The sequence below is a fragment of the Spirosoma aerolatum genome, from assembly GCF_002056795.1.
Taxonomy (GTDB): Bacteria; Bacteroidota; Bacteroidia; order Cytophagales; family Spirosomataceae; genus Spirosoma; species Spirosoma aerolatum.
Genome location: NZ_CP020104.1, coordinates 2,706,123 through 2,731,420, shown reverse-complemented (window position 1 = coordinate 2,731,420; position 25,298 = coordinate 2,706,123). Strand labels below are relative to the sequence as shown.

Annotated in this window: 19 protein-coding genes and 1 pseudogene; 12 read left to right on the top strand and 8 right to left on the bottom strand. The window is 47.3% G+C overall.

Translation table 11 applies throughout. The features are described 5' to 3' along the window. Positions 1-432: 432 nt before the first annotated feature. A complete protein-coding gene (locus tag B5M13_RS10965; protein ID WP_080055712.1) occupies positions 433-798 on the top strand; it encodes a heavy-metal-associated domain-containing protein in 366 nt (121 codons plus the stop codon). Positions 799-962: 164 nt separating this feature from the next. Here B5M13_RS10965 and B5M13_RS10960 read toward each other — a convergent pair whose 3' ends face one another. Continuing rightward, positions 963-1,643: a response regulator transcription factor gene (locus B5M13_RS10960; protein ID WP_080055711.1), complete on the bottom strand. Its 681-nt coding sequence runs from the start codon at positions 1,641-1,643 to the stop codon at positions 963-965. A 271-nt stretch (positions 1,644-1,914) separates the two neighbouring features. Here B5M13_RS10960 and B5M13_RS10955 point away from each other — a divergent pair, with 271 nt between their 5' ends. From B5M13_RS10955 to B5M13_RS10935, 5 genes are all read left to right on the top strand, one after another. Further along, on the top strand, positions 1,915-3,243 hold the full coding sequence (locus B5M13_RS10955) for a TolC family protein (protein WP_080055710.1): 1,329 nt from the start codon (positions 1,915-1,917) through the stop codon (positions 3,241-3,243). Between the two features lie 3 nt (positions 3,244-3,246). Further along, positions 3,247-4,359 carry an efflux RND transporter periplasmic adaptor subunit gene (locus tag B5M13_RS10950; RefSeq protein ID WP_080055709.1) on the top strand — a complete coding sequence of 371 codons (1,113 nt, stop codon included), beginning with the start codon at positions 3,247-3,249 and terminating at the stop codon, positions 4,357-4,359. Positions 4,360-4,472: 113 nt separating this feature from the next. Beyond that, a complete protein-coding gene (locus B5M13_RS10945) occupies positions 4,473-7,619 on the top strand; it encodes an efflux RND transporter permease subunit (RefSeq protein ID WP_080055708.1) in 3,147 nt (1,048 codons plus the stop codon). Between the two features lie 36 nt (positions 7,620-7,655). Further along, positions 7,656-7,967, top strand: a complete 312-nt coding sequence (locus tag B5M13_RS10940; RefSeq protein ID WP_080055707.1) for a hypothetical protein — start codon at positions 7,656-7,658, stop codon at positions 7,965-7,967. Continuing rightward, entirely contained in the window at positions 7,964-8,650 is a 687-nt protein-coding gene (locus B5M13_RS10935; RefSeq protein WP_080055706.1) for a carboxylesterase family protein, read from the top strand. The genes B5M13_RS10940 and B5M13_RS10935 overlap by 4 nt, the downstream gene beginning before the upstream one ends. Positions 8,651-8,654: 4 nt before the next feature. Here B5M13_RS10935 and B5M13_RS10930 read toward each other — a convergent pair whose 3' ends face one another. Next, complete coding sequence (locus B5M13_RS10930; RefSeq protein WP_245859935.1) at positions 8,655-9,878, bottom strand: sialidase family protein; 1,224 nt, start codon at positions 9,876-9,878, stop codon at positions 8,655-8,657. A 185-nt stretch (positions 9,879-10,063) separates the two neighbouring features. Between B5M13_RS10930 and kynU the strand changes: the two genes are divergently transcribed. Then, on the top strand, positions 10,064-11,332 hold the full coding sequence (gene kynU / locus B5M13_RS10925) for a kynureninase (RefSeq protein ID WP_080055705.1): 1,269 nt from the start codon (positions 10,064-10,066) through the stop codon (positions 11,330-11,332). A gap of 88 nt (positions 11,333-11,420) precedes the next feature. Here the strand turns inward: kynU and queG are convergent, their stop codons facing one another. Next, positions 11,421-12,356: a tRNA epoxyqueuosine(34) reductase QueG gene (gene queG, locus B5M13_RS10920; protein WP_080055704.1), complete on the bottom strand. Its 936-nt coding sequence runs from the start codon at positions 12,354-12,356 to the stop codon at positions 11,421-11,423. Between the two features lie 235 nt (positions 12,357-12,591). On the opposite strand from queG, the gene B5M13_RS10915 reads away from it, so the two are divergent. Further along, positions 12,592-13,182, top strand: coding sequence for a nucleotide exchange factor GrpE (locus B5M13_RS10915; RefSeq protein WP_080055703.1), 591 nt, complete (start codon positions 12,592-12,594; stop codon positions 13,180-13,182). Positions 13,183-13,279: 97 nt separating this feature from the next. Then, a complete protein-coding gene (dnaJ, locus tag B5M13_RS10910; protein WP_080055702.1) occupies positions 13,280-14,440 on the top strand; it encodes a molecular chaperone DnaJ in 1,161 nt (386 codons plus the stop codon). 252 nt (positions 14,441-14,692) lie between these two features. Here dnaJ and B5M13_RS10905 read toward each other — a convergent pair whose 3' ends face one another. Further along, positions 14,693-15,295: a hypothetical protein gene (locus B5M13_RS10905; RefSeq protein ID WP_080055701.1), complete on the bottom strand. Its 603-nt coding sequence runs from the start codon at positions 15,293-15,295 to the stop codon at positions 14,693-14,695. 293 nt (positions 15,296-15,588) lie between these two features. On the opposite strand from B5M13_RS10905, the gene B5M13_RS33405 reads away from it, so the two are divergent. Next, a complete protein-coding gene (locus B5M13_RS33405; protein WP_155297230.1) occupies positions 15,589-15,765 on the top strand; it encodes a hypothetical protein in 177 nt (58 codons plus the stop codon). A gap of 193 nt (positions 15,766-15,958) precedes the next feature. On the opposite strand, the gene B5M13_RS10900 is transcribed toward B5M13_RS33405, so the two are convergent. Next, on the bottom strand, positions 15,959-16,570 hold the full coding sequence (locus tag B5M13_RS10900) for a hypothetical protein (RefSeq protein WP_080055700.1): 612 nt from the start codon (positions 16,568-16,570) through the stop codon (positions 15,959-15,961). Positions 16,571-16,879: 309 nt separating this feature from the next. Between B5M13_RS10900 and B5M13_RS10895 the strand changes: the two are divergent. Beyond that, positions 16,880-18,478, top strand: a pseudogene (locus B5M13_RS10895) (Na+/H+ antiporter). A gap of 20 nt (positions 18,479-18,498) precedes the next feature. Continuing rightward, positions 18,499-19,596 (top strand): winged helix DNA-binding domain-containing protein, encoded by a 1,098-nt coding sequence (locus B5M13_RS10890; RefSeq protein WP_080055699.1) that lies wholly within the window; start codon positions 18,499-18,501, stop codon positions 19,594-19,596. Between the two features lie 56 nt (positions 19,597-19,652). On the opposite strand, the gene B5M13_RS10885 is transcribed toward B5M13_RS10890, so the two are convergent. The 3 genes from B5M13_RS10885 to B5M13_RS10875 form a co-directional block, all read right to left on the bottom strand. After that, a complete protein-coding gene (locus B5M13_RS10885) occupies positions 19,653-22,610 on the bottom strand; it encodes a DUF2723 domain-containing protein (RefSeq protein WP_080055698.1) in 2,958 nt (985 codons plus the stop codon). A 513-nt stretch (positions 22,611-23,123) separates the two neighbouring features. Then, positions 23,124-23,474: a hypothetical protein gene (locus tag B5M13_RS10880; RefSeq protein WP_155297229.1), complete on the bottom strand. Its 351-nt coding sequence runs from the start codon at positions 23,472-23,474 to the stop codon at positions 23,124-23,126. An 889-nt stretch (positions 23,475-24,363) separates the two neighbouring features. Then, complete coding sequence (locus B5M13_RS10875; protein ID WP_080055696.1) at positions 24,364-25,242, bottom strand: bifunctional 5,10-methylenetetrahydrofolate dehydrogenase/5,10-methenyltetrahydrofolate cyclohydrolase; 879 nt, start codon at positions 25,240-25,242, stop codon at positions 24,364-24,366. Positions 25,243-25,298: the final 56 nt, after the last annotated feature.

Here is a 25,298-nt window from a genome sequence, read left to right as displayed (position 1 = left end):
TTCTCGTAGCGTACACGTTTCTGAAGGTATGGCTAACAAATCGAAAACTGCCTTGTATGGCCGATACGAAAATGTTGGAAAAATACCAGAGGAGTTAGGCAATATTGATCCAGGTTTCAGTGGCATACGTGTTCACACAGCACTGGTGATAAACAACTTAACGCTCTACTTGAACTAGCGAATAGCCCGGCAACTCAATTCCGATCTGGTTCTGGGTGCGCAGGTAACCGGCAGTGTACCCGACAAATGGCTTCGACCTTTATACGGTAAAACCAAATCTCCGGTGAAATTTACCTTCGTTTATCACCAGCCTGATGGCCATGCAGGGGATGATCAGGATGCGTCACCGACAAATGCACAGAATGTAAGCTATTTTTGGCACCAAAGCCGTTAAATTTTCGTTTTCAATTCACTATAAACCAATTAAATACCATGATTCGTAGCCTGTTTCTAGCCGCTCTGACCTCACTTCTGCTCGTAGGCAATTCCTTTGTTAGCTCGCCTACCCGCGACGATAAGGAGAAAGAAGTAAAAATTAAAACCTCTGCCATTTGCGGTATGTGCAAAGCCCGTATCGAACGAAATCTATCATTCGAGAAAGGCGTTAAAGAAGCGGATCTGGATGTTAAAACGAAAGTGGTTACGATCAAATACAATCCCGCCAAAACGGATGTTACCAAACTCAAATCGGTGATTAGCAAAACCGGTTACGATGCCGATGAAGTCGTAGCCGATCAAGCCGGGTATAACAAACTGCCAAGCTGCTGCAAAAAAGGTGGTGGTATGGATCATCAGTAACTGTAAGGTGGGCGGAAGTCCGCCATTCTCAGGTCTAGCGCGGGTTTCCACCCGTCAGTTTGTACCCAACTAAAAAGCTCGGAATGTCTGATTCCGAGCTTTTTAGTTGGGTACAAACTGACGGGTGTTGATTAAACCATGTTGGCTGGGCTTTTCAATCAGGATTATATATCTGGCTTTAATAAATAGCCCAGCCCTATGAAGGTGTGAATCAGTTTGTGATCGAACTCCCGATCAACCTTATTCCGCAAATAATTAATATATACTTCTACCTTATTGGAATTATGTCGTTCGGTCATATTCCAGGCTTTCTCCAGAATCTGTGTCTTCGTCACCACGCGCCCAGCATTTTCAATTAAATATTCCAGAAGCTGGAACTCGCGTACGGTTAGCCTAATTCGTTTATTACCCCGATAGGCCGCTTTTTCGGCAATATTCAATTCAAGATTATCAACGCGAAGAATCCTGGGCCCTGAGAAGCCACCTGTCCGTCGTCGGTATAAAGCAAAAATGCGGGCCTGAAGTTCGGAAGCATCTACCGACTTGATTACATAATCATCAGCCCCGGCATTAAGTCCTCTCACCTTAGTGGCCGTATCGTTTTGAGTAGACAGGAGCAATACAGGCGTAGAATCATTCTCCTGACGCAACCGTCTGACCAGTTCAATACCATCCATTCCAGCGGTCTGTGTATCGAGCAAAATCAGATCGAAGTGGGCATGTAACGCCTGCGCAAATCCGAGTAAGCCATTGCGGGCCTGTTGAATCGTATGCTGGTGATTGGGTAAGATCCGGGTCAGAAATTCAAGATAAGCAGGATCATCCTGGATGAGTAAAATAGTCATAAGTCATATAGCCTTACCGTACGTTTTAGGCCCGTACGCTTCTTGATTCGGCTACAAAAGACTCCGTTCGGCTTTAAATCGATTTTAAAAGGCTATTAAATCTTCTTTAAAAATTAAGTAGTATTACAACAGTTGCCTGGACAGTATCTTTTAAGTAAAGCCGTTCTTTTTTAATCAGATATTAATAAGCCCTTAAGCACTCCTTAACTGAGCCAGTGGTATTTGCAGCCAAAATCAGCCGGTTCCCTGGCTCTACTTTCCGTTTTATTCTATGCCGAGTCCTCGATCTATCCGCTTTTTCTACCATCTGGCCTTACTAGCCTGTATAAGTATATTTTCGCACACAAAGGCTCAGACACTGAGCACTCCACCAGCCACTGATACTACCCGGCAAAGCCTTCCACAACTGGAACAACAATTTCTGGAACGCAATTTTCAACTGCTTGCCCAGCGGTATCAGATCGATATGGCCGATGCCGCTATTACCCAGGCTGGCCTTCGCCCCAACCCAAACCTGTGGTTTCAGGGAAATCTGTATAATCCACAAACCCATAAAGTACTGCCATTCGGTCGACCTTCGCAGGCCGATATTGATGCCGGGGTTTTTAACAGCGGTTACTACGCGGTGCAGCTACAGCAGGTGATTTTATTGGCAGGTAAACGTAGCAAACTGGTTGCGCTGGCCGAGAGCAACAAAGCATTAACGAAGCTGGCTTTCCGTGATCTGATGCGGACACTTCATTACCAGTTGTATACCACCTATGCCAATCTGTATTATGATTTACAAACACTGCGGCTGTTCGACGATGAGGTAACAAGGCAACAGCGGCTGCTCGAATCGTATCGGATTGCCCTTCAGTCGGGTGGAGTAGCTCCTTATGAAGTGACTCGGCTGGAAGTTGCCATCCGGGATTTGCAAGCCAATATTGCTACCTATCGGACACAGATTGCTGACGAACAGGCCACTTTACGGATTCTGCTTCGGCAACCTGCCAATACGTTTATACTGCCAACGGAACTACCCGAACGAAAACTGACCCTACCTCCACTGGCCACAGCCCTGGACTCGGCACAAACCAACCGCCCCGACATTGGCCTTTCGCAGGAGCAGATCAACAATGCCCAGCGCAGCCTGGCGCTGGAAAAGGCCCGCCGAACCCCCGACCTCACTACCGGAGTCCTGTTTGAGAAATACGGAAACGCGTATGTTAATTTCCTAGGCTTTCAGGCATCGATGGACTTACCCCTTCTGAACCGCAATCAGGGTGCTATTCGGTCGGCCGAAACAACGTTGAAAGCAGTTTCCAGCGGCCTGGAGAACCAGCAGGTCGTAGTGCAGAGCGATGTACTAAATGCCTACGACAAGCTGAGTACGTATTATCAGCAGTTCACCACCCGCCCAGCCGGGTATCTGGAGCGAATTCAGAACATTTCTGTCGAAGCCACCAAAGCCTACAATGCCCGGACCATTGGTCTGCTGGATTATCTGGATAAAATCCGAACCTATCAACAGGCGCAACTCAACAACATTAATCTCCTGAATAATCTGTTCAATACGCAGCAATTGCTCAACTACACTACCAATACCCGGTTCTTTTAAGCTATGAAAACATTCATTCCAGTCGTGGCGCTTGGGCTGTTCGTCGCGGCCTGCAGTCATAAAAACAAAGAAGACGAAAAACTGCCTACCTCCAGTGCCGATTCATCCACTAGTTACCTGACCGATTCGGTTCGCCAAATGAGCCCGGAAGATGAACTGACGCTAAATGGTACGGTTACGTTTGATCAGGATAATGTGGTACGCGTATTCCCGCTGGTGAGTGGAAATGTCGAAAAAACAAATGCATCGCTGGGAGCCTATGTACAAAAAGGGCAGGATCTAGCCTTGATTCGCTCAGGTGATATTTCGACGTATACAAATAACTATCAGGCCGACAAGTCGGATCTGGAAGTTGCACAGCAGCAGTTGAAAAATGTGTCTGCCCAGTTCAAATCAGGCTTTGCCTCGGAAACCGATCTTCTAACGGCCAAAAACAATGTCAAAAAAGCAGAAGACGAGTTGAGCAAATCGGCCAACATTTTACGGGTCTATGGCGGAACGTCCGGGAACACTAACGGAGCCAGTCAGCCCTATTTCACCGTTAAATCCCCAATTGCCGGGTATATAGTCGAAAAGAACGTCAACACAGGCCAGGATTTACGATCCGATAACCAGAACCCGCTCTATACCATCTCCAGCCTTCAGCAGATCTGGGTACTGGCCAATGTGTATGAGCAGGATATTCCCGAAATAAAGCAGGGCCAACCCGTCGATATTCAGGTACTGGCGTATCCCGACAAAGTATTCAAAGGCGTTATCAGCAACGTGAGCAGCGTACTCGACGAGCAGGCGCGGGTACTGAAAGTCCGTATTGTTCTGCCCAATAAAGATGGGATGCTCAAACCCGACATGTTTGCCACGATCCACGTCCATCTACCCAATTCGAGTGGTGTAAACGGAGGAAAATCGCTGGCTGTTCCGCAAAAAGCCGTCGTCTTCGACCGAGATCATTATTACGTGATTGTACAGACCGGCAAAGACAAATATGAAGCTCGTGAAGTAACAGTGCTGAAAAATACCACCCGCTACGCGTTCATTGAAGGCGGCAACTTAAAACCGGGCGACATCGTCGTCACCGAAGGCAGCTTACTCCTCTACAACGATTTAACGGACTAAATCCAATGAGCGAAAGAGCGAAAGAGTGAAAGAGCGATTAGCTGGCGCATGCATATTTCACCAATCCGGCGACCGCTCTTTCGCTCTTTCACTCTTTTACTCTTTTACTCACCATGAACAAGTTCATTCGTAGTATCATCACGTTCGCGCTAACCAATCGGTTTGCTATCTTTTTTGGGATTGCCCTGATTATTGTAGGTGGCGTTGTTTCGTTTTTGAATACCCCCGTCGAGACGTTTCCCGACGTGACCAATACCAACGTCATTGTCATTACCCAATGGCCGGGGCGCTCGGCCGAAGAGGTGGAGCGCTTTGTCACACTGCCACTCGAAACCGAACTAAACTCGGTTCCCCGGAAGAGCACGCTTCGGTCAGTATCTCTATTCGGCCTGTCGGTTGTAACGATGATTTTCGAAGATGGCGTCGACAATTTTACGGCGCAGACCAACGTAGCCAACCGAATTGCCGATGTGGATTTGCCCGATGGCGTTTCGGCTGAGATCGAGCCGCCTTATGGACCAACCGGCGAAATTTATCGGTTCACACTGGAAAGCAAAACCAAAGACGTTACCGAACTCAAAACCATACAGGACTGGGTCATCGAACGGCAGATCAAAAGCGTACCAGGTATTGCCGATGTAGTGAGTTTTGGGGGCAAGGTTAAAACGATTGAGGTGAGCCTGAACCCTACCCTGCTGGCGAATTATGGGTTTACCGCCCTCGACGTGGATGATGCCATCAAATCCAGCAACATCAACGTAGGTGGCGATGTGATCAAACAGGGAAATCAGTCGCTGGTGGTTCGGGGCATTGGCTTGCTGACCAAACCCGAAGATGTGGCCGGCATTATTATCGACAACGTAAACGGCGTACCGATAAAAGTTCGGGATGTGGCCACGGTGAAAGAAGGTTTTCAGCCCCGACTGGGTATTGTGGGGCGGGATAAACAGGACGATGTGGTGGAGTGTATCGTTGTGATGCGCAAAGGCGAGAACCCCAACGATGTGATCCCAGCTCTGAAGGCAAAGATTGACGAGCTGAACACGAAAATTCTGCCGAAAGATGTCAGAATCAAGACCTTCTACGACCGCACTACGCTCAACAATTATACACTGCATACCGTCGGTGAAAATGTGCTGACGGGTATTTTCCTGGTAACGCTCATCCTGCTGATCTTCCTGGCCGACTGGCGAACAACACTCACCGTAGCCATTGTGATTCCGCTAGCCCTGCTGTTTGCGTTCATCTGCCTGCGAGCCCGTGGCATGACCGCTAACCTACTCAGTATCGGTGCCCTGGACTTTGGCATCATCATCGACGGGGCCGTCGTGATGGTTGAAGGGCTCTTTGTCATGCTGGCTCATAATGCCGAAAAAATGGGCATGATGAAATTTAATAAGCGAGCAAAACTGAGCTGGATCACCCAAAATGCAACGGAACTGGGCAAATCCATTTTCACGTCCAAAATCATCATCATTACGGCCCTGCTTCCCATTTTCACCTTCCAGAAAGTAGAAGGCAAGCTGTTTAGCCCATTAGCCTGGACCATTGGTTTTGCCCTGACCGGATCGCTGATTGTGAGTCTTACCCTGATTCCTCTACTCTGTAGCCTGTTGTTGAACAAGAACGTTCGCGAACGGCACAATCCTGTCGTAATGGGTCTAGAGAAAGCGTATGTTCCGGCCCTGAACTGGGCCATTCAAAAACCCGCAGCGATTATTTCGATTGCTATTGGCGCACTCGCTTTTTCGCTGTACCTGTTCCTGTTTCACATTGGCTCGGAGTTTTTGCCGCAGTTGAATGAAGGGTCGATTTATGTGCGGGCCAGCCTCCCCTATTCGGTTGCGCTGGACGAAAGCTATGCGTACACCCGTAAGTTCCGGGCCATTTTTGAGGAGTTTCCTGAGGTTCGGGGCGTCATTTCGCAAACAGGCCGCCCCAACGACGGCACCGATCCCACCGGATTTTTCAATAATGAATTTTTCGTTGATCTCTATCCGAAAGAAGAATGGAAACGGGACATTACCAAAGATGAACTTATCGCTCAGATGCAACAGAAACTGGCTCGCTTCCGAGGTATTTCGTTCAACTTCTCGCAGCCCATTTCCGACAACGTAGAAGAAGCGGTATCGGGTGTGAAAGGATCGATGGCGATCAAGATTATCGGCCAGGATTTAGATGTGCTTGATAAAGAAGCCACTAAAGTGTTCAACGTGATGAAGACCGTGCGGGGTGTCAGTGATTTGGGTGTATTTCGGAATCTAGGGCAGCCGGAGTTTCGCATTCTGCTCGATCCACAGAAACTGGCGTTGTACAACGTACCTACCGATGTGGCCCAGTCCGTCATTGAAACCGCTATCGGCGGCAAAACCGTGACCCAGTTCTATGAGGGCGAACGTCATTTCGACATAAAAGTGCGCTACGACGAACGATTTCGGTATTCGCCCGAACTGATCGAGAATTTGCTGGTACCAACCCGGTCGGGCAGTAAGATTCCCCTGAAAGAACTTGCCGATATTGGCACCCGGTCGGGTCCTGCTTTTGTCTATCGCGAAAACAACGCCCGGTTCATTGCCATCAAGTTTTCGGTGCGGGATCGTGATCTGGGAAGTACCATTGCCGAAGCGCAGAAGAAAGTGGGCCAGCAGGTAAAACTCCCTGAAGGTTTTCAGATGCGCTGGGCGGGCGAATTCGAGAACCAGACGCGGGCCGAGCGCCAGTTGGCCATTGTAGTGCCGATTAGTATCACCATCATTTTTCTAATCCTGCTATTCACCTTTGGTAGCGCGCTGGATGCGGCCCTGATTATTCTGAACGTACCCTTTGCCCTGATTGGCGGTATGCTCGCCCTTTGGCTGACGGGAATTAATTTCAGCATTTCGGCCGGGGTTGGTTTCATCTGTCTGTTTGGCGTATCGGTGCAGGATGGGGTTATTCTGATTAACCGCTTCAAGGAAAACTTACACAACAAACTGCCCATCAGTGAGGCCATTCGGGAGGGAGCCTTGACGCGGGTGCGCCCGGTGGTCATGACAGCCCTCATGGCGTCGCTCGGCCTGTTGCCAGCCGCCCTTTCGACCGGCATTGGCTCCGAAACGCAGAAACCACTAGCGACCGTTATGATAGGCGGACTGATTACCTGTACAATTTTATCGCTACTGATTCTACCGGTTACCTATGAGCTGATCCATAGCCGTCGTGCCCGGAAAGAACTGGCTCGCCATGAGTCGAAAAAGGTCCAAATACCTCATCACCCGTAAGAGCTACCCCACCTCGATTTCGTTATGGTTTATCCAATGCGCCTTATCAGACTGATCGGGTACGCCCTTGTTTGCGGTGTGGTCGCCTGCCGGGGAACAGAAACCCTGAACTCCACCAATCCGAACCAAACGGCATCAAATCCGCTGATAATCGGCGATTGGGGCGTTCAGGGGCAATTACATCAGCAAGCAGTAGCCGACCAGAACGTGGGTGTAAATGGCTTTGCAGATGCTAAAAAAGCACACCAAATCAACCATCTTTGTGGATTGGCGATTGATGTAGACGATGTTTGCGTTAGTGCCGACAGATTTATTCGTGTAGGCACTAACGCAAACATCGTCTTATGAAATTATTCCTGCTCTCTCTATGGTTTTGCCTGTCGGGTCTCTGTTTTCAAACGCAAAGTCTTGCCCAAACCAAATCCCGAGAACACTATAAGTACCTACTCTACGTACCGAAAACTTACGCCACCGATCAGGCAGCGTATCCGTTGGTGATTTATCTGCATGGTGGTTCACACCGGGGAGAGGACCCGGCCAAATTGAAAGCCTATGGCTTACCCTACCAGGTTGAAAAGGGTCAGGATTTTCCGTTCATCATTGCTTCGCCCCAATGCCCGGATGGTAAATTCTGGTCGACCGACAACTGGTTTGAGCCACTGTATGACGAACTAAAAGCGAAATACCGCATCGACCCTAAACGGGTGTACCTTACGGGTATCAGCATGGGAGGGTATGGAACCTGGCAAACCGCCGTAGCCTATCCCGACCGATTTGCGGCTATTGTCCCCTTTTGCGGTGGTTGCGACGACTCGACCCAGATTTGCCGTATCAAACAGGTTCCGGTCTGGACATTTCATGGTACAGCCGATGACATCATTCCTATCAACGAGACCGAACGTCTGGTAAAGCGGCTAGAGCAATGTGGCGGGCAGGTAAAGTTTACTCGATTAGAAGCCGAAGGGCATGGTATTCAGTATCTCTATGGCGACAAAACAATTTATGAGTGGCTGCTGAAACAGCACAAATAGCCGGTCATTTCAACACCGTAAAATCGATAGTCCCCTCCAGTAGCGGCTTCCACTCAGCAGGCGTACGGTATGTTCTGAAATTTTCGACTCGGTGGAAGGTCAGGAAGTTGGAATTATGTTGATTATCAGCCCCGCCCATGCCATCGTCAAAGGCCGTCCGTGATGCAACGATAATATCGTTCCCATCGAATTGCCAGTCCAGGTACTGAAAACCAGCCGTCTCAATATCAGGATGGTATAGGATAATGCCGTGAATGGTCCAGGTTTCCAGATCGGGCGACGACAGCATTACCTGCGCATTACGGGCTCTTTCCCGCTTATATGTCCGATGTTTGGGAAGTGCATAGTTTGTAAACGTAAAATACCGTTTAGTTTTCGGGTCGAACCGAATATTGAATTTTTTGCAGGCGCCGGGTAGCTTAATAAAGGTCACAGTACTGGAATCAGCCGTTTGTCCATCGTCGCTCGTGCGGTACATAGCTGCCTGATCGTCTTGCAGATTATTGACCCGCAGCAAATTCCAGATTTCGCCTTTGGGGTTCATCACTACGTTGCCCTCCAGCCAGGCATTACCCGGTCCCCAGGCCGATTTATTGTAGATTAGTCGGGGGGTAAATGTCCAGCTTTTCGGATCGAGCAGATCGGCATCTACGGGTGCAGAGGCCACGAAACTCTGAAAATTTCCCCAGCTCGTTACGGGCACGTTTCGCTCCATCCCTTTCCAGACACGGCCCTTAAACACCTGAACCGGCACCGACGCACAGTGATACCCATCCTCTTCTTTCAAAATCCCTTCGTCAACACGGCTCCAGTTCCGTCCGCCATCCATCGAGCGCCGAATCGACATCCTGCCGTATTCTCGGGTGGTGCCGAAAAGGTACAAGGCACCTTTGTTGATAAACAAGCTTGCCCACCATAGGCTGTCCAATTCAGCAATTTTTTGCCAGCTTTTACCCCGATCTTTCGACTCAAATACATGCGTATGCTGAGGAGTAGGCCCTTTGCCAAAAATATCGTGCGATGCGATGTAGTTTCCATTCGGTAAAATAATGAGGCTAGGCGAGCCAATAAAATTACGGGTCGATTTGGGCAAATGATCGATGACAACGCCCGGCACTTGCGAAAAATCCTGTGCCCAGGCGCTCATTACAATCCCTGTCCACAACAGCCAGATACCCACTAACTGCTTTGGCCAGGATAGTCGAAATACAACTCCTTGATCGTTCATGTTTACCTTACCTGGTCTCTGTTCATTCAATCTGGACTTACTTACTGCTTTACGCATCAAAAAGCTTCCTTTTGGAAAGAAATACCCGAATTAACGCTGACCCTATGTTCAGTTGATTGTAGATGGCGGTAAAACAACAGACGTGAGTTAGCGATTAATTAATTTCGCACGACATCTCCGACCTCATGAACTACGACAACTCGCTCACTTTTGCCCAACAACTCGATCAGAATGACCCACTGCGTCACTTCCGGGAGCGCTTTCATATACCACAACGGGATGGTAAGCCTTTGACTTATCTGTGCGGTAACTCATTAGGCCTACAGCCCAAAAGCGCCAGAGCCACCCTGAAACAGGAATTAACTACCTGGCAACATCTCGGTGTTGAAGGCTGGTTTGATAAACCGGAAAGTGGGGAACAGCCGTGGCTTGGCTACCATATAACCTGCAAAGAAGCACTGTCAGAAATAGTTGGTGCCGAGCCTTCAGAGGTTTGTCCCATGAACGCCCTGACCGTCAACTTACATCTGTTACTGGCATCCTTTTATCGCCCAGCCGGAAAGAAAATCAAAATCCTGACCATCAAAGGTGATTTTCCATCCGATCAATATGCCCTTGAAACACACATTAAGCACCGAGGGCTTTCGGTTGATGATGTTCTGGTTGAAATCGCTCCACACCCCGACGACAACCTCATCCATACGACCGATATTCAGAGAGCCATCATTGAACAGGCCGATTCGCTGGCCCTGATCTGGCTGAGTGGCCTGAATTATTATACAGGTCAGGTCTACAACATGGCAACTCTAGCCGAAACGGCCCAAAGACATTGTATCCCCATTGGGTTCGACTTGGCCCATGCCATTGGCAACATCTCGCTCCGTATGCACGACTGGGGTGTTGATTTTGCCACCTGGTGTTCTTACAAATACCTGAATGGAGGCCCCGGTGCGGTATCCGGCGTATTTATTCACCAGAAACACCACGAGCAGAACTTACCCCGACTGGCGGGTTGGTGGGGCTACCGGGAAGATCGACGGTTTGACATGACACCGGGTTTTCTGCCAGCGCCCGGTGCTGATGGCTGGCAGGTAAGTACGCCGAATATTCTGGCACTGGCGCTGCATCGGGCGGCTATTTCCATCACGGCAGAAGCAGGCATGACAGCCCTGCGGCAAAAAAGCGAACACCTGACAGGTTATCTCGAATATTTATTAACACCCTTCAACGACATCCTGATTCTTACCCCCGACGATCCGAATCAACGCGGCTGTCAGCTTTCTCTACTTGTCCGTAAACAGGGAAAAAGTCTATTCAACTATCTAACCGAGCAGGGCATTATCGGCGACTGGCGTGAACCCGATTGCATTCGGCTGGCCCCTACTCCTTTGTACAACACCTTCGAAGATGTCTGGCGGGTCGGGGCTGTATTGGCTCGCTTCTTCCAACAATAGCCCCGCCCAGGCGGTCCCGACGGATTGTTATGATTCTTATGATTTACACAGATCTTAATGAATCATAACAATCATAAAGATCTCTATTTTATTCACCTTGATTGAAGGCCATATTCCGTTTCAGCCCTTCTAGTTTTGTACGCTTCACAGCCGACCGGCGAAAGACTTCCCGGAACACGTCTTCCGTGATTTCTTCCCAATCGGACTTGGTGAAGGCGGCCAATTCAGGATGTAGCTCAAAGGCGGGGGTCTGGTGCGGCCGGGCAAATCGATTCCAGGGGCAGACATCCTGGCAGATGTCACAGCCGAAAATCCAGTTGTCAAATTTCCCGCGCACCTCTTCGGGGATGGCCTCTTTCAGTTCGATCGTAAAGTAGGAAATGCACTTGCTTCCGTCTACCACATAGGGTGCCACGATAGCATCCGTCGGGCAAGCATCAATGCAACGCGTGCAGGTACCGCAATAATCAGTAATAGGGCCGTCGGGCTCCAGTTCGAGGTCCAGAATCAGTTCACCAATAAAAAAGAACGAGCCAATCTCCCGATTAATCAGGTTCGTGTGCTTGCCAACCCAGCCTAACCCCGCACGTTTAGCCCAGGCCTTGTCCATCACTGGTGCCGAATCGACAAAAACACGGCCATTTACTGCACCGATTTCCTCATCAATAAAAGCTAGCAAGTCTTTCAGTTTGTCTTTAATAACGAAATGATAATCGGTACCATACGCATATTTCGACAGCTTGAAATCGTCGTCACCTTCGGGCAGGCGCTGTTCGGGATAATAGTTGAGCAGTACCGTGATGACTGACTTAGCCCCATCGACTAGTAATCGCGGGTCAAGTCGTTTATCGAAATGGTTGGCCATGTAATTCATCTGGCCATGCATCCCGTTTTTAAGCCAGGCTTCCAGCCGGGGCGCTTCATCTTCCAGAAAGTCTGCTTTAGACACTCCACAAAAGTCAAAGCCTACTTCGGCCGCTTTCGCTTTAATGCGTTGCGTATAGGCACGGGAGGGAGAATGCATTGAAATTGTTGTATGAAGACAGAAAATGGACTGTTGGCGCTTACACGGTAAAACGATATTCGACGCTTTTTAAATCCTGCGAACCGTCCAAAACTTGAAAATCCTGGCCTAAAATCCTGACAGATTATAAAATCCTGGTTCAGAAATTGTGTCAACTTGGCAGAAAACACCGTTTTGGCCGGGCTTTTGCACATCTTTGCATATGAATTTCTGGAAGCGAAATAGAAGCTCATCAATGGAAAATAAAGACATTTTGGACGAACAAGCGTCTATGGATACCCCACAGCCTGACAACCTGACAAACGAAGAAGCGGTAACGGTCAATGGTGGAGAAACTGAAGAACCCACACAGACGGCTCCAGCCGACGATTTTATTGCCGAAACCAACCGAATTGGCAGCGAATTAGCCGAACTGAAAGATAAATACCTGCGTTTATACGCTGATTTCGAGAACTTCCGCCGTCGTACAGCTAAAGAAAAACTCGATCTGATCGGTAACGCCAATGAAGGTGTATTGCAGGCGCTGATTCCTGTTGTCGATGATTTCGAACGGGCTTTGCAATCGATCGACAAAACCGACGATGTTGCTGCTGTCAAAGAAGGCGTCTCGTTGATTTATAACAAGTTATTCAAGACCCTTGAAAGCAAAGGCCTGAAACCGATGGTCTCAAAAGGCGAGCCATTCAATGCCGACCTGCACGAGTCCGTTACGCAATTTCCTGCCCCGAGCGAAGACCTTAAAGGTAAAGTGATCGACGAAATCGAAAAAGGATATTACCTGAATGACAAAGTCATCCGGTTCGCAAAAGTGATTGTAGGCAGTTAAAATCAATGATTGAATGACTGAATGATTGAATGATTGAATAGTTAATCTATACTCTATTCAATCATTCAATCATTCAGTCATTCAATCATTCAAAGATATGGCAACGAAGCGCGATTATTACGAAATTCTGGGCGTCGATAAGAACGTCTCATCGGAAGACCTTAAGAAGGCCTATCGGAAAATGGCTATCAAATATCATCCCGATAAAAATCCCGATGATCCCACCGCTGAAGAGAAATTTAAGGAAGCCGCCGAGGCCTACGATGTGCTGAACGACCCCCAGAAGCGGGCTCGTTATGACCAGTTCGGGCACGCGGGCATGGGCGGTGCGGCCGGTGGATATGGCGCTGGCGGGCCAACAATGGAAGATATTTTCAGTCAGTTTGGTGATGTTTTCGGCGATGACTCTCCGTTTGGCAGCTTTTTCCGTGGGGCCAACGGTGGAGGAGGCCGTCAACGCGTTCGTCGTGGTTCCGACCTTCGCATCAAACTAAAACTGAACCTGCAGGAAGTTGCCAATGGCGTTGAAAAGAAAATTAAGGTAAAACGGCATGTGACCTGTAACACTTGCGGAGGCAACGGCTCAAAAAACGGTACGGCGGTTCAAACCTGTTCGACCTGCCAGGGCACCGGTCAAATTCGCAAAGTGGTCAACACGATGCTGGGTCAGATGGTGTCGACCAGTACCTGCCCCACCTGTAATGGCGAAGGTAAAATTGTAACTGACCGCTGTGAAGTCTGTTTTGGCGAAGGGCGCGTGTTGCAGGAAGACGTTATCCCGATCAAAATTCCAGCGGGTGTTGCCGAAGGTATTCAGCTATCGGTGGGCGGCAAAGGTAACGTCCCGCCACGCGGTGGTGTTGCCGGCGATTTGCTGATCGTGATTGAGGAGGAAGAAGATGCAGACCTGAAACGCGATGGCAACAACGTTGTGTTCGACCTATATGTCAGCTTCATCGATGCAGCCATTGGTACCAGCGTGGAAGTGCCGACGATCGATGGCAAGGCACGCATTACCCTCGATCCGGGTACACAAAGTGGTAAAATTCTCCGCCTGAAAGGAAAGGGTATTAAAGAACTCAATGGCTATGGCCGGGGTGATGAGCTGGTTCATGTAAATGTCTGGACACCCAAGGCTCTTTCGTCAGAAGAACGGTCGATTCTGGAGAAGTTGCGCAACTCGCCCAATTTCCAGCCGAAACCCAACAAAAATGAAAAAGGCTTCTTCGATAAGATGAAAGACTTTTTTCATGGTTGATTATCGGCCAATCTGACACCCAACAAAGGATCAACCTAGCCCCGAAAGGGGCTTTTTTATTGCCTTTGTTACTCTACTCCATCACGATACGCGAGTAAGTTCTCAGTTGGCGCTTAACGCCAATTTCACACGAGATCGGCTCTTACGCAATGGGGGTGTATTTTCAGGAAACACGATTCCCATTTTCCAGAGCGCACAGGCTGGACTGGGGCTGAGTTATCTCTTTTAACACGATGTCAGCATTTAATGAGGTCACTTTACTATCGATACAGAAGGCAATCTAAACTGGGCGACATCGGTTGATAAGGCTGTTCGGTTTTGTTTTAGGGAAGCAACAAACAGACTGGTATCAGAGCCATAACTACGTTGACAAACACCGAATAAAAGAACCCCCTGCTGGCCCGAGGCACTCGTAAACGGTTTATACCGATACACATTTCGTTCAACAATCTGCAGCGATCGGCCGTCGGGAGCGGGTTGGCTCATGACAAAGTCGAGCAGGATCTCTCCTGTTGATGGATGTTTGCTGAGTTGGTATTTCACCAGGGGACTAGGGCCATTTTGTTGGTTAATTTCGGCTATTTTCGACGCTACCACCTGGTTGAGGTCAACATGGCCGGTCACAACATCCAGCATCAGCATTGTTTTGAATGCGTTCGGATTGTCTCCTTTGCCGATATATTCCTGCTTGTAGAAAGTCGGGTTTGGGTGCGAACTCCATGTCAAATGATAAGGAACCCCTTTAAACAGAATGGGGCCAGGCACCTGTAAGTAATTAGCAGGCTCCGGCTGCGCTTGTGCCGATGACGCCAGCATGATCAGGCTAACAGCCAGCAGAGAAAGATACGTGTTCATGTGTATGTCGTATAGCCGACCGTATGTATGGCCGTTTTAATGGCCTAAAAGTGGCAGTCTGGCTATTGGTGAACAAGCCAGAGTTTGTAACGAGTCTCAAAATGCCAACGATAGGCTGTTCGACGGCAATAACATGTAACTTGTTTCGTAAGGCTAAATTATCCTATTCAATTCCCTAAGACACCATTTAGTAAATTTACGATAAAACAGATAGGCACAAGAGTGACATCGACAAAACAGAATAGTCTAATTCAGTAACATATACAATTGGATACTAGAAGACCTATCAGCTTATGAATTACCATAATAAACCCACTATTCAGGAAGTAATTGATCAGGCTAAATACTATTTTGACCAGGGGATTAGCCAGTCTGAAGCCATCCGGCTAGCCATTGCCGCCAGCAAGCCCGGTTACTATGCCAAACCTACTTCGAAGCTAGTGTTAGGCTACGTAGCTCGACCCAATTAACAAGTAAGGTGTTCCGGATTTCTGTAAGCAGGCTCCTGACCTCATTCGGCAGGTAAATCAACACGGTGTGCAGTTCTTTACGCTGGGGTACTGTAGCATGCCTAGGTATTTGCCGCAGAAATCCCCTATCTTCTATTTATCCATCTTCTGGCATACCTGTCCAATCTTGCCATCCCAAAGGCAATCGTCAAAATTAGAAGTGCCAGATTAGTTGGGTTTGTAAACCAAAGCTGTAAGACGTATACTGAGAGAAGGTATAGAAAGCGTCACTGGCTGGTCGATAAAACGAGTAGCTGGCAGTGGGTTGAAGCAAGATCGATAAACCTGAATTAATTCGGTAATTTATTCCTATACCGACTACCCCATCCGTGGTGATAGGGCGTTCCGTGAACGTTTTACTCTTCGCCAAAATAGCTCCAACTGAAAAATAGGGCGATAATCGAGAGTCGGTTAACCGATGATTCACCAGAATCGGGAATAGCCAACCCTTACTGATGAAGGGAGTATACTCGCCATAGGGTCCTTGTGGGCTTTTAATATGGTCGGCATTTCGGTAGTAAAAAACACCTGCCGATATATCCCATTGCGGAGTAAAATAATATCTTGCCATTAATCCAACTGATGAAACGATACCATGACCAGAAGCTAAAGTCTGTGTTGTCGACCCGTTGAAAGTCTGACTAATCTGATACGAATACGGATTGTAAGTAAACCAGTACGAAGGGGCTATCGACATCCGGCTTTGCGCCAGTAAGGAACTTGTCACAGCTAAAAACAGGCCTGCAGAGAGTAGAAAATTTTTCATAGGTTGAGATCATTAGTACTTGAATTTGGCTTGCTAATAAATGGTTGTTGGCGAAAGAAAGATAAAAATGATCATTATTTCAGTATTCAATTCGGAAGCACACAATTTTCAAGGTCTTTTTATGCGTAAACTTTATTAAATACACAATTTTGAATTATTGTTGGTGCAGTTTGGGATTTCTCATACATCAAGTTTTCGTACGAAGGAATCGGTTAATTGTAAAGCCGTTTCGGATTTGCTTTCTTTACTGGTCAAGTTGAATCGGCATGCACTCGGGTTCAGTCAACTCCGTTATGTACGTATAGGCTTATGCACCAAACACTATTTCTTTGCATCTCTCTACTTCTCGCGGTTTCGCTGCTGGTTATGATTGGCCAGCGATTGCACATCCCTACTCCTATTTTCCTGGTAATCAGCGGCCTGATCGTCAGCCTGATTCCCGGTATTCCACGCATTGAGATCAACCCTGAGCTTATTTTTATGATCTTCCTGCCGCCTTTGCTTTACGAAGCGGCCTGGTTCACATCGTGGAAAGAGTTCTGGCGATGGCGACGGATCATTATTGTACTGGCGTTTGGGCTGGTTATCGTTACGGCTTTCGCTGTGGCTTATGTTTCGAGTGCTACGATGCCCGGTTTTACGCTGGCGATGGGCTTTCTGCTGGGCGGTATCATCTCTCCCCCTGATGCCGTTGCGGCTACTTAGGTTTTAAAGAATATCAAGGTATCCAAAGCCACTATCAGCATTCTGGAGGGCGAAAGTCTGGTTAACGATGCGGCCAGCCTGGTTGTATTCCGATTTGCGCTGGCTGCGGTTTTATCAGGCACCTTCGTATGGCAGAGTGCCTCCGTCGATTTTGTGCTGGTAACCATATTGGGTATTGCTGTTGGGCTAGGCGTGGCCTGCGTTTTCTACGCCATTCATCGCTGGTTACCAACTACTACCCGAATCAGTATCTTGCTCACCTTCATGGCTCCCTATATAATGTACCTTGTTGCCGAAGAGTTTCACGTTTCGGGGGTCATGGCAGTTGTGAGCGGAGGATTATTTCTATCCAATCAGAGTCATGTCATTCTCAATCACAGCTCACGCATTCAGGGTACGGGTATGTGGGCCACTGTAGTTTTTGCCCTGAACGGTATCGTGTTTATTCTAATTGGCCTTGAGTTGCCGGTGATTATCAACGGACTTGACGGCTATTCGAAAACCGAAGCGATTTTATATGCCCTGATGATTACCGGAGTCATCATTGTTACGCGAATGGTATTCACAATTGCGTCCTCCTACTTCACCCAGTTTATTGGCCGATACATAACTGTGGCCCGGCGTAATCCTGGCTTGCGTGGGCCTATTGTTCTGGGCTGGGCAGGTATGCGCGGGGTTGTATCCTTAGCCTCTGCCCTATCCATACCGTTAACATTGCCCGACAACACACCATTTCCCCATCGGAATCTGATTCTGTTCATTACGTTCGTCGTCATTCTGGTAACCCTTGTCTTTCAGGGCTTAACCTTACCAATGGTTATTCGCCTGGTAAAGCTTACAGACACCGACGAGGGTTTATCGGAAGATATGCAGGAATCAAAAATTCGCCTGAAAGTATTGAAAGTTGCCTTAAACCATCTTCGTGAAAATTATGCCGGTCAGCTAACAACCAATGAGTTGGTAGAAAATCTTAAGAACAGTATTGAAAGCGAACTTCACCAGACCAAACGGCATCTGGACTCAGTGGAAAACGATGGGGAGTCTCTAACCGAATATAACCAGATCATGGCCGATATTATCAGCGTAAAACGTGATGAACTCCACCGATTGCGTAATGTTCAGGAGTTCGACGATGAGGTTATTCGTAAAGAAGAGGCCCGGATTGATCTGGACGAAGAAAAAATCAATCATCCTATTCATTAATCCTTCTGCTCAATCCTCACATGCAGTTGTCCGACGTAGCCCACTACCGATTACATAACCAGCAGATCGCCCAACCAACTCATACAACGATCAACGAACTGGTTCGCTGGATGGGTGCTATGCAGGCGCAGGATGCTCACATGGTGAAATGGGCCATTGGTGTCAGGTCTCCCGGTATGACCGAGAGTCAGGTTGCAGCCGCATTGGATGCAGGAGAATTGATTCGAACTCACTTACTTCGGCCGACCTGGCATATTGTAGCCGCCGAAGATATTCACTGGTTACTGGCTCTGTCTGCTCCGCATGTGAAAGCGTCTATCCGATCAAGGCTTAAGGAACTGGAAATCACAACCGACGTTTTGACGACATGCTATACCATTCTTGAAAAAGCCTTATCGAAGCAGGTTCATCTGACTCGCCCGGAGTTGATGCTTGAATTCCAACAGGCAGGTATACCAACCGATAATAACCGATCGTCACATCTGATGCTACTCGCCGAACTCGATGGCATCGTTTGCAATGGAATGACCAGAGGAAGTCAGCTAACCTATACGCTACTTCAGGAGCGTGTGCCCAGGCCCCAGCCCCTACAACGGGAAGAAGCGCTGGCAAAGCTGGCTCGCACCTACTTCTCCAGCCATGGGCCAGCTACGTTGTCCGATTTTGTCTGGTGGTCGGGCCTACCCATTACAGACGCCCGGCGTGCCCTGATGGCAATTCAATCGGACGTTGTTTCGGAAAACGTCGGCCCTCAAACCTACTGGTTCGATGCCTCACGATATGTCCTGCCATCTATTGACGATTCCCTGTATTTATTGCCCGCTTTCGATGAATACACGATCAGCTATAAAGACCGAAGTGCTGCTCTTTCTGCCGATGCTCATCAGATGGCGATTTCAGCCAATGGGATATTCAGCCCAATTATTGTTTATAATGGGGCGGTCATTGGCCTTTGGAAACGAACCTTAAAAAAGGACAAAGTGATTCTTGAACCCAGCTTTTTTGAAAAGCCAACATCGTCGATTCTGAACCTGTTTGAAAAAGCCTGTGTCGATTTTGGCCGGTTCCTTATTCGAAAGCCTGAACTAGCCTACGAACAAAACAGCCCGGAAGTGTGACACTTCCGGGCTGTTGATAATAAGCCAGACTCAGTAAGTTTATGGCTGAAGCCGGATCAACCGAAGGCGTTGATATGCTTCTGGAAGATCGCTTCGTATTTGTTGGCCGCAGCCGTTTGTTTGGCATCCTTACAGGCTTCGACAATCGTTTGCAGAATATACAGATCGGAGTCAGGACTACCAAAGCGGTTTCCGTTACCACTCTTATCGTAAGTCAGATTCTGGTCGGCACGAACAGCCATTGTTTCGGCAATGTCAAGGGCTTTCTTGGTATCTCCTACTTCAAACAGGAATCGCACATAGTTTGACGAAATCTGGTCGTACGGGATACTCTTATCCGGAATCACCCGTAGCGAATAGTCGAGCACTTCACGAGCCTTGTCTTTTTTGCCTTCGCGCATCAGTTGATCAGCCAGTCGGAAGAAGGCAATCCGGGCCGAGATAACCGGCGGTCCTTTATACGTTTCGTCGTAATACGTGTTCGGATTATCAAAATCACGCCAGAAGGTTTTCTTCAGCATGTTGGTGTACATGATATCGGAGTTCACATACCCATCCGTTGCACCCGGAATAGCTACCGGCATCAGTCGATAGGCATAGCCTTCCAATTGCATGTAATTTTTCAGGCTCAGGTAGTTATCACTGGCCAACGTGCTAGAGAAATAGATAGGTCGTTTCCAGTTGTTGGTCGCAATCATATCGAGCATGATCAGATCTGGCTTGTATAGATCCTTTTTACCGATGGTCCACTGCAAGGTATCTTTCATCAACGGACGGAGATTGGCTGGAACGAAATTAGCCTGATCAACAGCCGCTTTGTCGATGGGCAGGAATAACACCGACGACGGCAGAATGCTGGTCATGTCGCCACTGGTTAGCGGCACCTGGATGGCAGGATTGTTCGTTTTGATCAGGCTGATATATTGCTTCAGATCAATACCATTTTTCACACCCGCCATTTCATAGAAGGGCACAATGTCGTTTTTGCCCTTATTGAAGTTATCGAACTCCAGGGAAATCGGTAACGCATCTGACTCATACGTTTTGCGTTTCATTTGCTGGATATACCATTCCGTGCCCAATAAACTCAGGTTACACACCCGTACATCACGCCGGAAGCCTTCTACCTCCTGAACGTACCAGAGCGGGAAGGTATCGTTATCGCCACCTGTAAACAGAATAGCATTGGGCGCACATGAATTCAGCAGATTTTTAGCGAAATCGACCGACTGGTACCGGTGATCACGGTTATGGTTATCCCAGCTTTTAGCCCCCATCATAACAGGCACCAACAAACATAGGCCAACAACCAGACCATTTCGGGCCATATCGGATTTCAGTGTATTGCGTATACCTTCAGCTATCGCCATTACGCCCAGGCCGAGCCAGATCGCAAAGAAATAGAACGACCCTACATAGATGTAATCGCGCTCGCGAGGCTCAGTGGGTGGCGAGTTCAGGAAGACCTGTAGGGCAATACCCGTAAACAGAAACAGCAAGCCGACAATCAGGAAATCACGACGCCGACGGAAATATTGGAACGCAATGCCAAACAAACCCAAAGCAAACGGTAACATGTAGAAATTATCGCGGGCTTTATTGGTCTTCAACAGATCAGGAGCACCGTTGTCCGACGACCAGGGTAGCAGATAACCAGCCCCTTCTTCATCGCTCTCCCGCCCAGCAAAGTTCCACATCAGGTAACGCCACCACATGTGTCCCAACTGATAGCTAAACAGAAACTTCAGGTTGTCGCCCATAGTCGGCTTCTGTCCTTCGGCCAACCCCAGCATCTGGCGATAGAGAGCCGGGTGGTTCTGCTGACTGCTATATACCCGTGGGAACAGCATTTCGTCGCCCGGAGCATATACGTATTCAGGCTGATAGTCGAAAATAACGTACTTATTTGCTTCTTTTTTCCACATCGGTGCGCCACGCTTCTGATCAATAGGACGCGATGTGAAGACGGGTCCATACAGAAGCGACCGACTGCCGTACTGCTCCCGTTTCAGGTACGAAAGGAAGTTCAGGGCATCATCGGGGTTGTTTTCGTTGATAGGTGGGTTAAAATCGGCCCGCACCAGCACCTGCATGTACGATGCATAACCAATCAGTACGAACGCCAGTGCCAACAGAGAGGTATTCAAGACAGCGCGACGCTGCCGTACTGACCAGATGATTCCATACGTAATAGTGCCTAGGAATATCACGGTAAAGAAAATAACCCCTGAGTTGAAGGGGAGGCCAAACGAGTTGACAAATAGCCGCTCTACGGCAAACGCCATACTGGGCAGGCCAGGAATAATACCGGCATTTATAATCCCCAGTATAACCAACCCAATACCGGCCGCAATTACGCCACCCCAGAATGTTGGTTTCGGTTGTTTTTTGAAGTAATAAATCAACGCCAGAGCAGGCAACGTTACCAGGTTCAATAAGTGGACCCCGATCGATAAGCCCGTCAGATAGGCGATAAGAATAAGCCAGCGATTAGCGGCTGCTTCATCGTCGATACGCTCCCATTTGAACGCAGCCCATACAACAATGGCCGTAAAAAACGACGACATCCCGTATACCTCCGCTTCAACCGCCGAGAACCAGAACGTGTCGGAAAAAGTATAGGCCAGCGCCCCAATGGCACCTGCACCCAGAACCAACAGCGTGTCGCTTGTGGTGTATTCACTTTCAGCCTTCCCAAATATTTTCTGGGCCAGCATCGTAATGGTCCAGAACAGAAAAGCGATGGTAAATGCACTGGCCAGTACCGACGCCATATTGACCCAATAGGCCACATTAGTCAGGTTGCCAAACGACAACATTGAAAACAACCGTCCTAACAACAGGAAAAACGGAGCGCCAGGTGGGTGAGGTACCTGAAGCTTAAATGAACACGCAATGAATTCGCCACAATCCCAGAAACTAGCTGTTCGCTCAACTGTCATTGCATAGGTAATCAGGGCAACAACAAATACGAACCAGCCTGTCAGGGTGTTCAGGCGTTTAAATGATTGCATACAAATGAAGATTAACGAATTACTTTTTGTGTAAGCAGGGTCTTCCAGACCGGACCAAAATTACACAAAAAGCGGCCGGGCCGGGTCATGAAGGGCTGTTAAAGTTTGTTAATGCACTTGTAATTAAAATCACTATCACAAGCTATAGAAAAGGAGAAATTACCACGTCGACATATAACCGTAATTCTGAACTACATCTTTTTTTATCAGCACAATTGCCTGAAAGATAAAATTTATAGCAGGACGTCACCGATAATCATTGAAATAAAACCATTATTATCCAAACCTATTCATAGTATGACAAAAAATAAATTTTTAACAAGGTGTTCAATATTTAATTATAGTAATTACAGAACAACATTAACTTTTCAATTAAAATCAATTTATCATACAGTTATCAACTATCCAGGTAAACTATTTTCGAAAAATACGCAATTAGACTTCACAATAACAAATACTTTTTAAAGCATAAAAAGCCGAAAGATCGGCTTTTTATGCTTTAAAAAGTATTTGTTATTCAACTAAAACTCTCAAATCAATTTTTTTCTGTAACAAAGCATCTTTTAACTCTACATAATATTTCGGATACGACCTTCCGAACGAGTGCCAATAGTCTGGAGGTAGTTGATATAATAAATGTTGTATTGTAATATTTTCAACAGATACGGCTGTATCGATATGCCTTTTTATATCTAGAAGAAGTGTAGACCTTGTTACCGCTCTAAGTGGTAAATCGCGGATTTTCAGACGTTCATCGATAGCTAGTGTACGCTGCTGCCTACGGATTAGCTCCTGATGGATAAGTTCCTGCATGATTAATAAGTTAGCCGTTGAGCTTGATTTTAATTGTTGATTTGTTTTCATAAATAGTGAGGGTGCGAAGGTTTTTTCTTTAATTAACTATACAAATAAAATCAATTTTTCCGTAAAAAAATCCCTACTATTTCAAGTGTTATTTAGTTTTTTATTAAGCGTTATTTTTAAAATACAACAAAATTATAAATTAAAAATATTGCCGATTAATAATACATATAAAATATAGATTTCAATAATTATAAATTATCATTTTACAAAACTATAATTCAATATATATAGTATAATATTTGTAAAGTTTACGCTAAAAAAATCTCAATTTATTATCAAGTGTTTTACACATTTTTCATTCAATTATTTACGCATTTCTAAATAAAATTCATTCAATTTTTTGCATTATATACCATACACTGTTTAAAATATGAAGAATTAAAAATTAAATAAATCTATTTCCAAAATTGAGAAAGTGGATTCTGAGGCAATACTGGTGAACGCGCAGTATGAACAATGGGGTGCGCATGCTTAGGCGCAAACCCTATCAGGAAAGAAGGGGAGCAACTTCGTGGAGGATACTCAACGATGAACTATGTAATGCTATACAGGGCAGGACACTAACCACGGTGACACGTCTAAAGTATGCCAGCACCTGTCTAAGGGCATTTTTACAAAAGCCTAAGAAGCCAACTAGCTAAAAATCAAAAACTTAACCAAAAGAACACTTTTCTACGCTTATTTGGACTAATCAGGCTAAGTCGGATAAAGCGAGTCTGAAAGATCGAGTTAACGTAATGTCTAGCTTTTCTTGGATTGTTGCCTGGGGATCAACAATTGGCTTCTGGCAGTGTAAAAAAACCCGACGGGATACTATCCCGTCGGGTTTAACTGGCTTAATGCATGAATTTCTTCTAAGAGACGCAGATAGAATTCTGTCTGATCTATCTTAATAGATTTCTCCTCGCGCAGCTTTCAATGTGTTTTGCATCAGCGAACATATCGTCATCAAACCGACTCCACCCGGAACGGGCGTGATGAAGCTTGTTTTCGGAGCGACTTCGTCAAATTTCACGTCGCCTTTCAGAGCAAAACCGCTTTTCTTACTAGCGTCTGGCACACGCTCCAGGCCTACATCGATCACCACAGCACCTTCTTTAACCATGTCGGCCGTCACAAACTCGGGTTTACCGAGGGCAGCTACCAGAATGTCGGCCGAGCGGCAGATTTCGGCCAGATTTTTAGTACGGCTATGTGTAAGCGTAACGGTACAGTTGCCAGGGTAGGTGTTTCGTTGCATCAGAATCGACATGGGAAGCCCTACAATCTGACTTCGCCCAACCACAACACAATGTTTGCCCGACGTTTCAATGTTATAGCGTTTGATCATCTCCAGAACACCCTGTGGAGTCGCTGAAATATAAGCGGGTAAGCCCTTCGCCATACGCCCAATATTGATGGGGTGAAAACCATCTACATCTTTGGCCGGACTAATGGTTTCCATAACCCGGTCGGGATTGATGTGATCGGGAAGGGGGAGTTGCACGATCAGGCCATCCATATCCGGGTTTTCATTCACCTCGCGAACTTTATCCAGCAATTCGGCTTCTGAAACCGAAGGATCGAACCGAATCAGCGTTGAGTGCATCCCAACTTCCTCGCAGTTTTTCATCTTCGAGGCTACGTAGGTTTCTGAAGCGCCGTTGTTGCCAACCAAAATAGCTACCAGATGAGGAATTTTGCCCCCCTGCTCGCGAATCTGCGCGACCTCAGCCGCAATTTCCTTCTTTATTTGAGCAGACAGGAGCTTACCGTCTAACAGTTGCATAGGAATTAGTAATATCTGAAAATCTGGTGCGAAAGTACCACCTTATCCAGTATTCA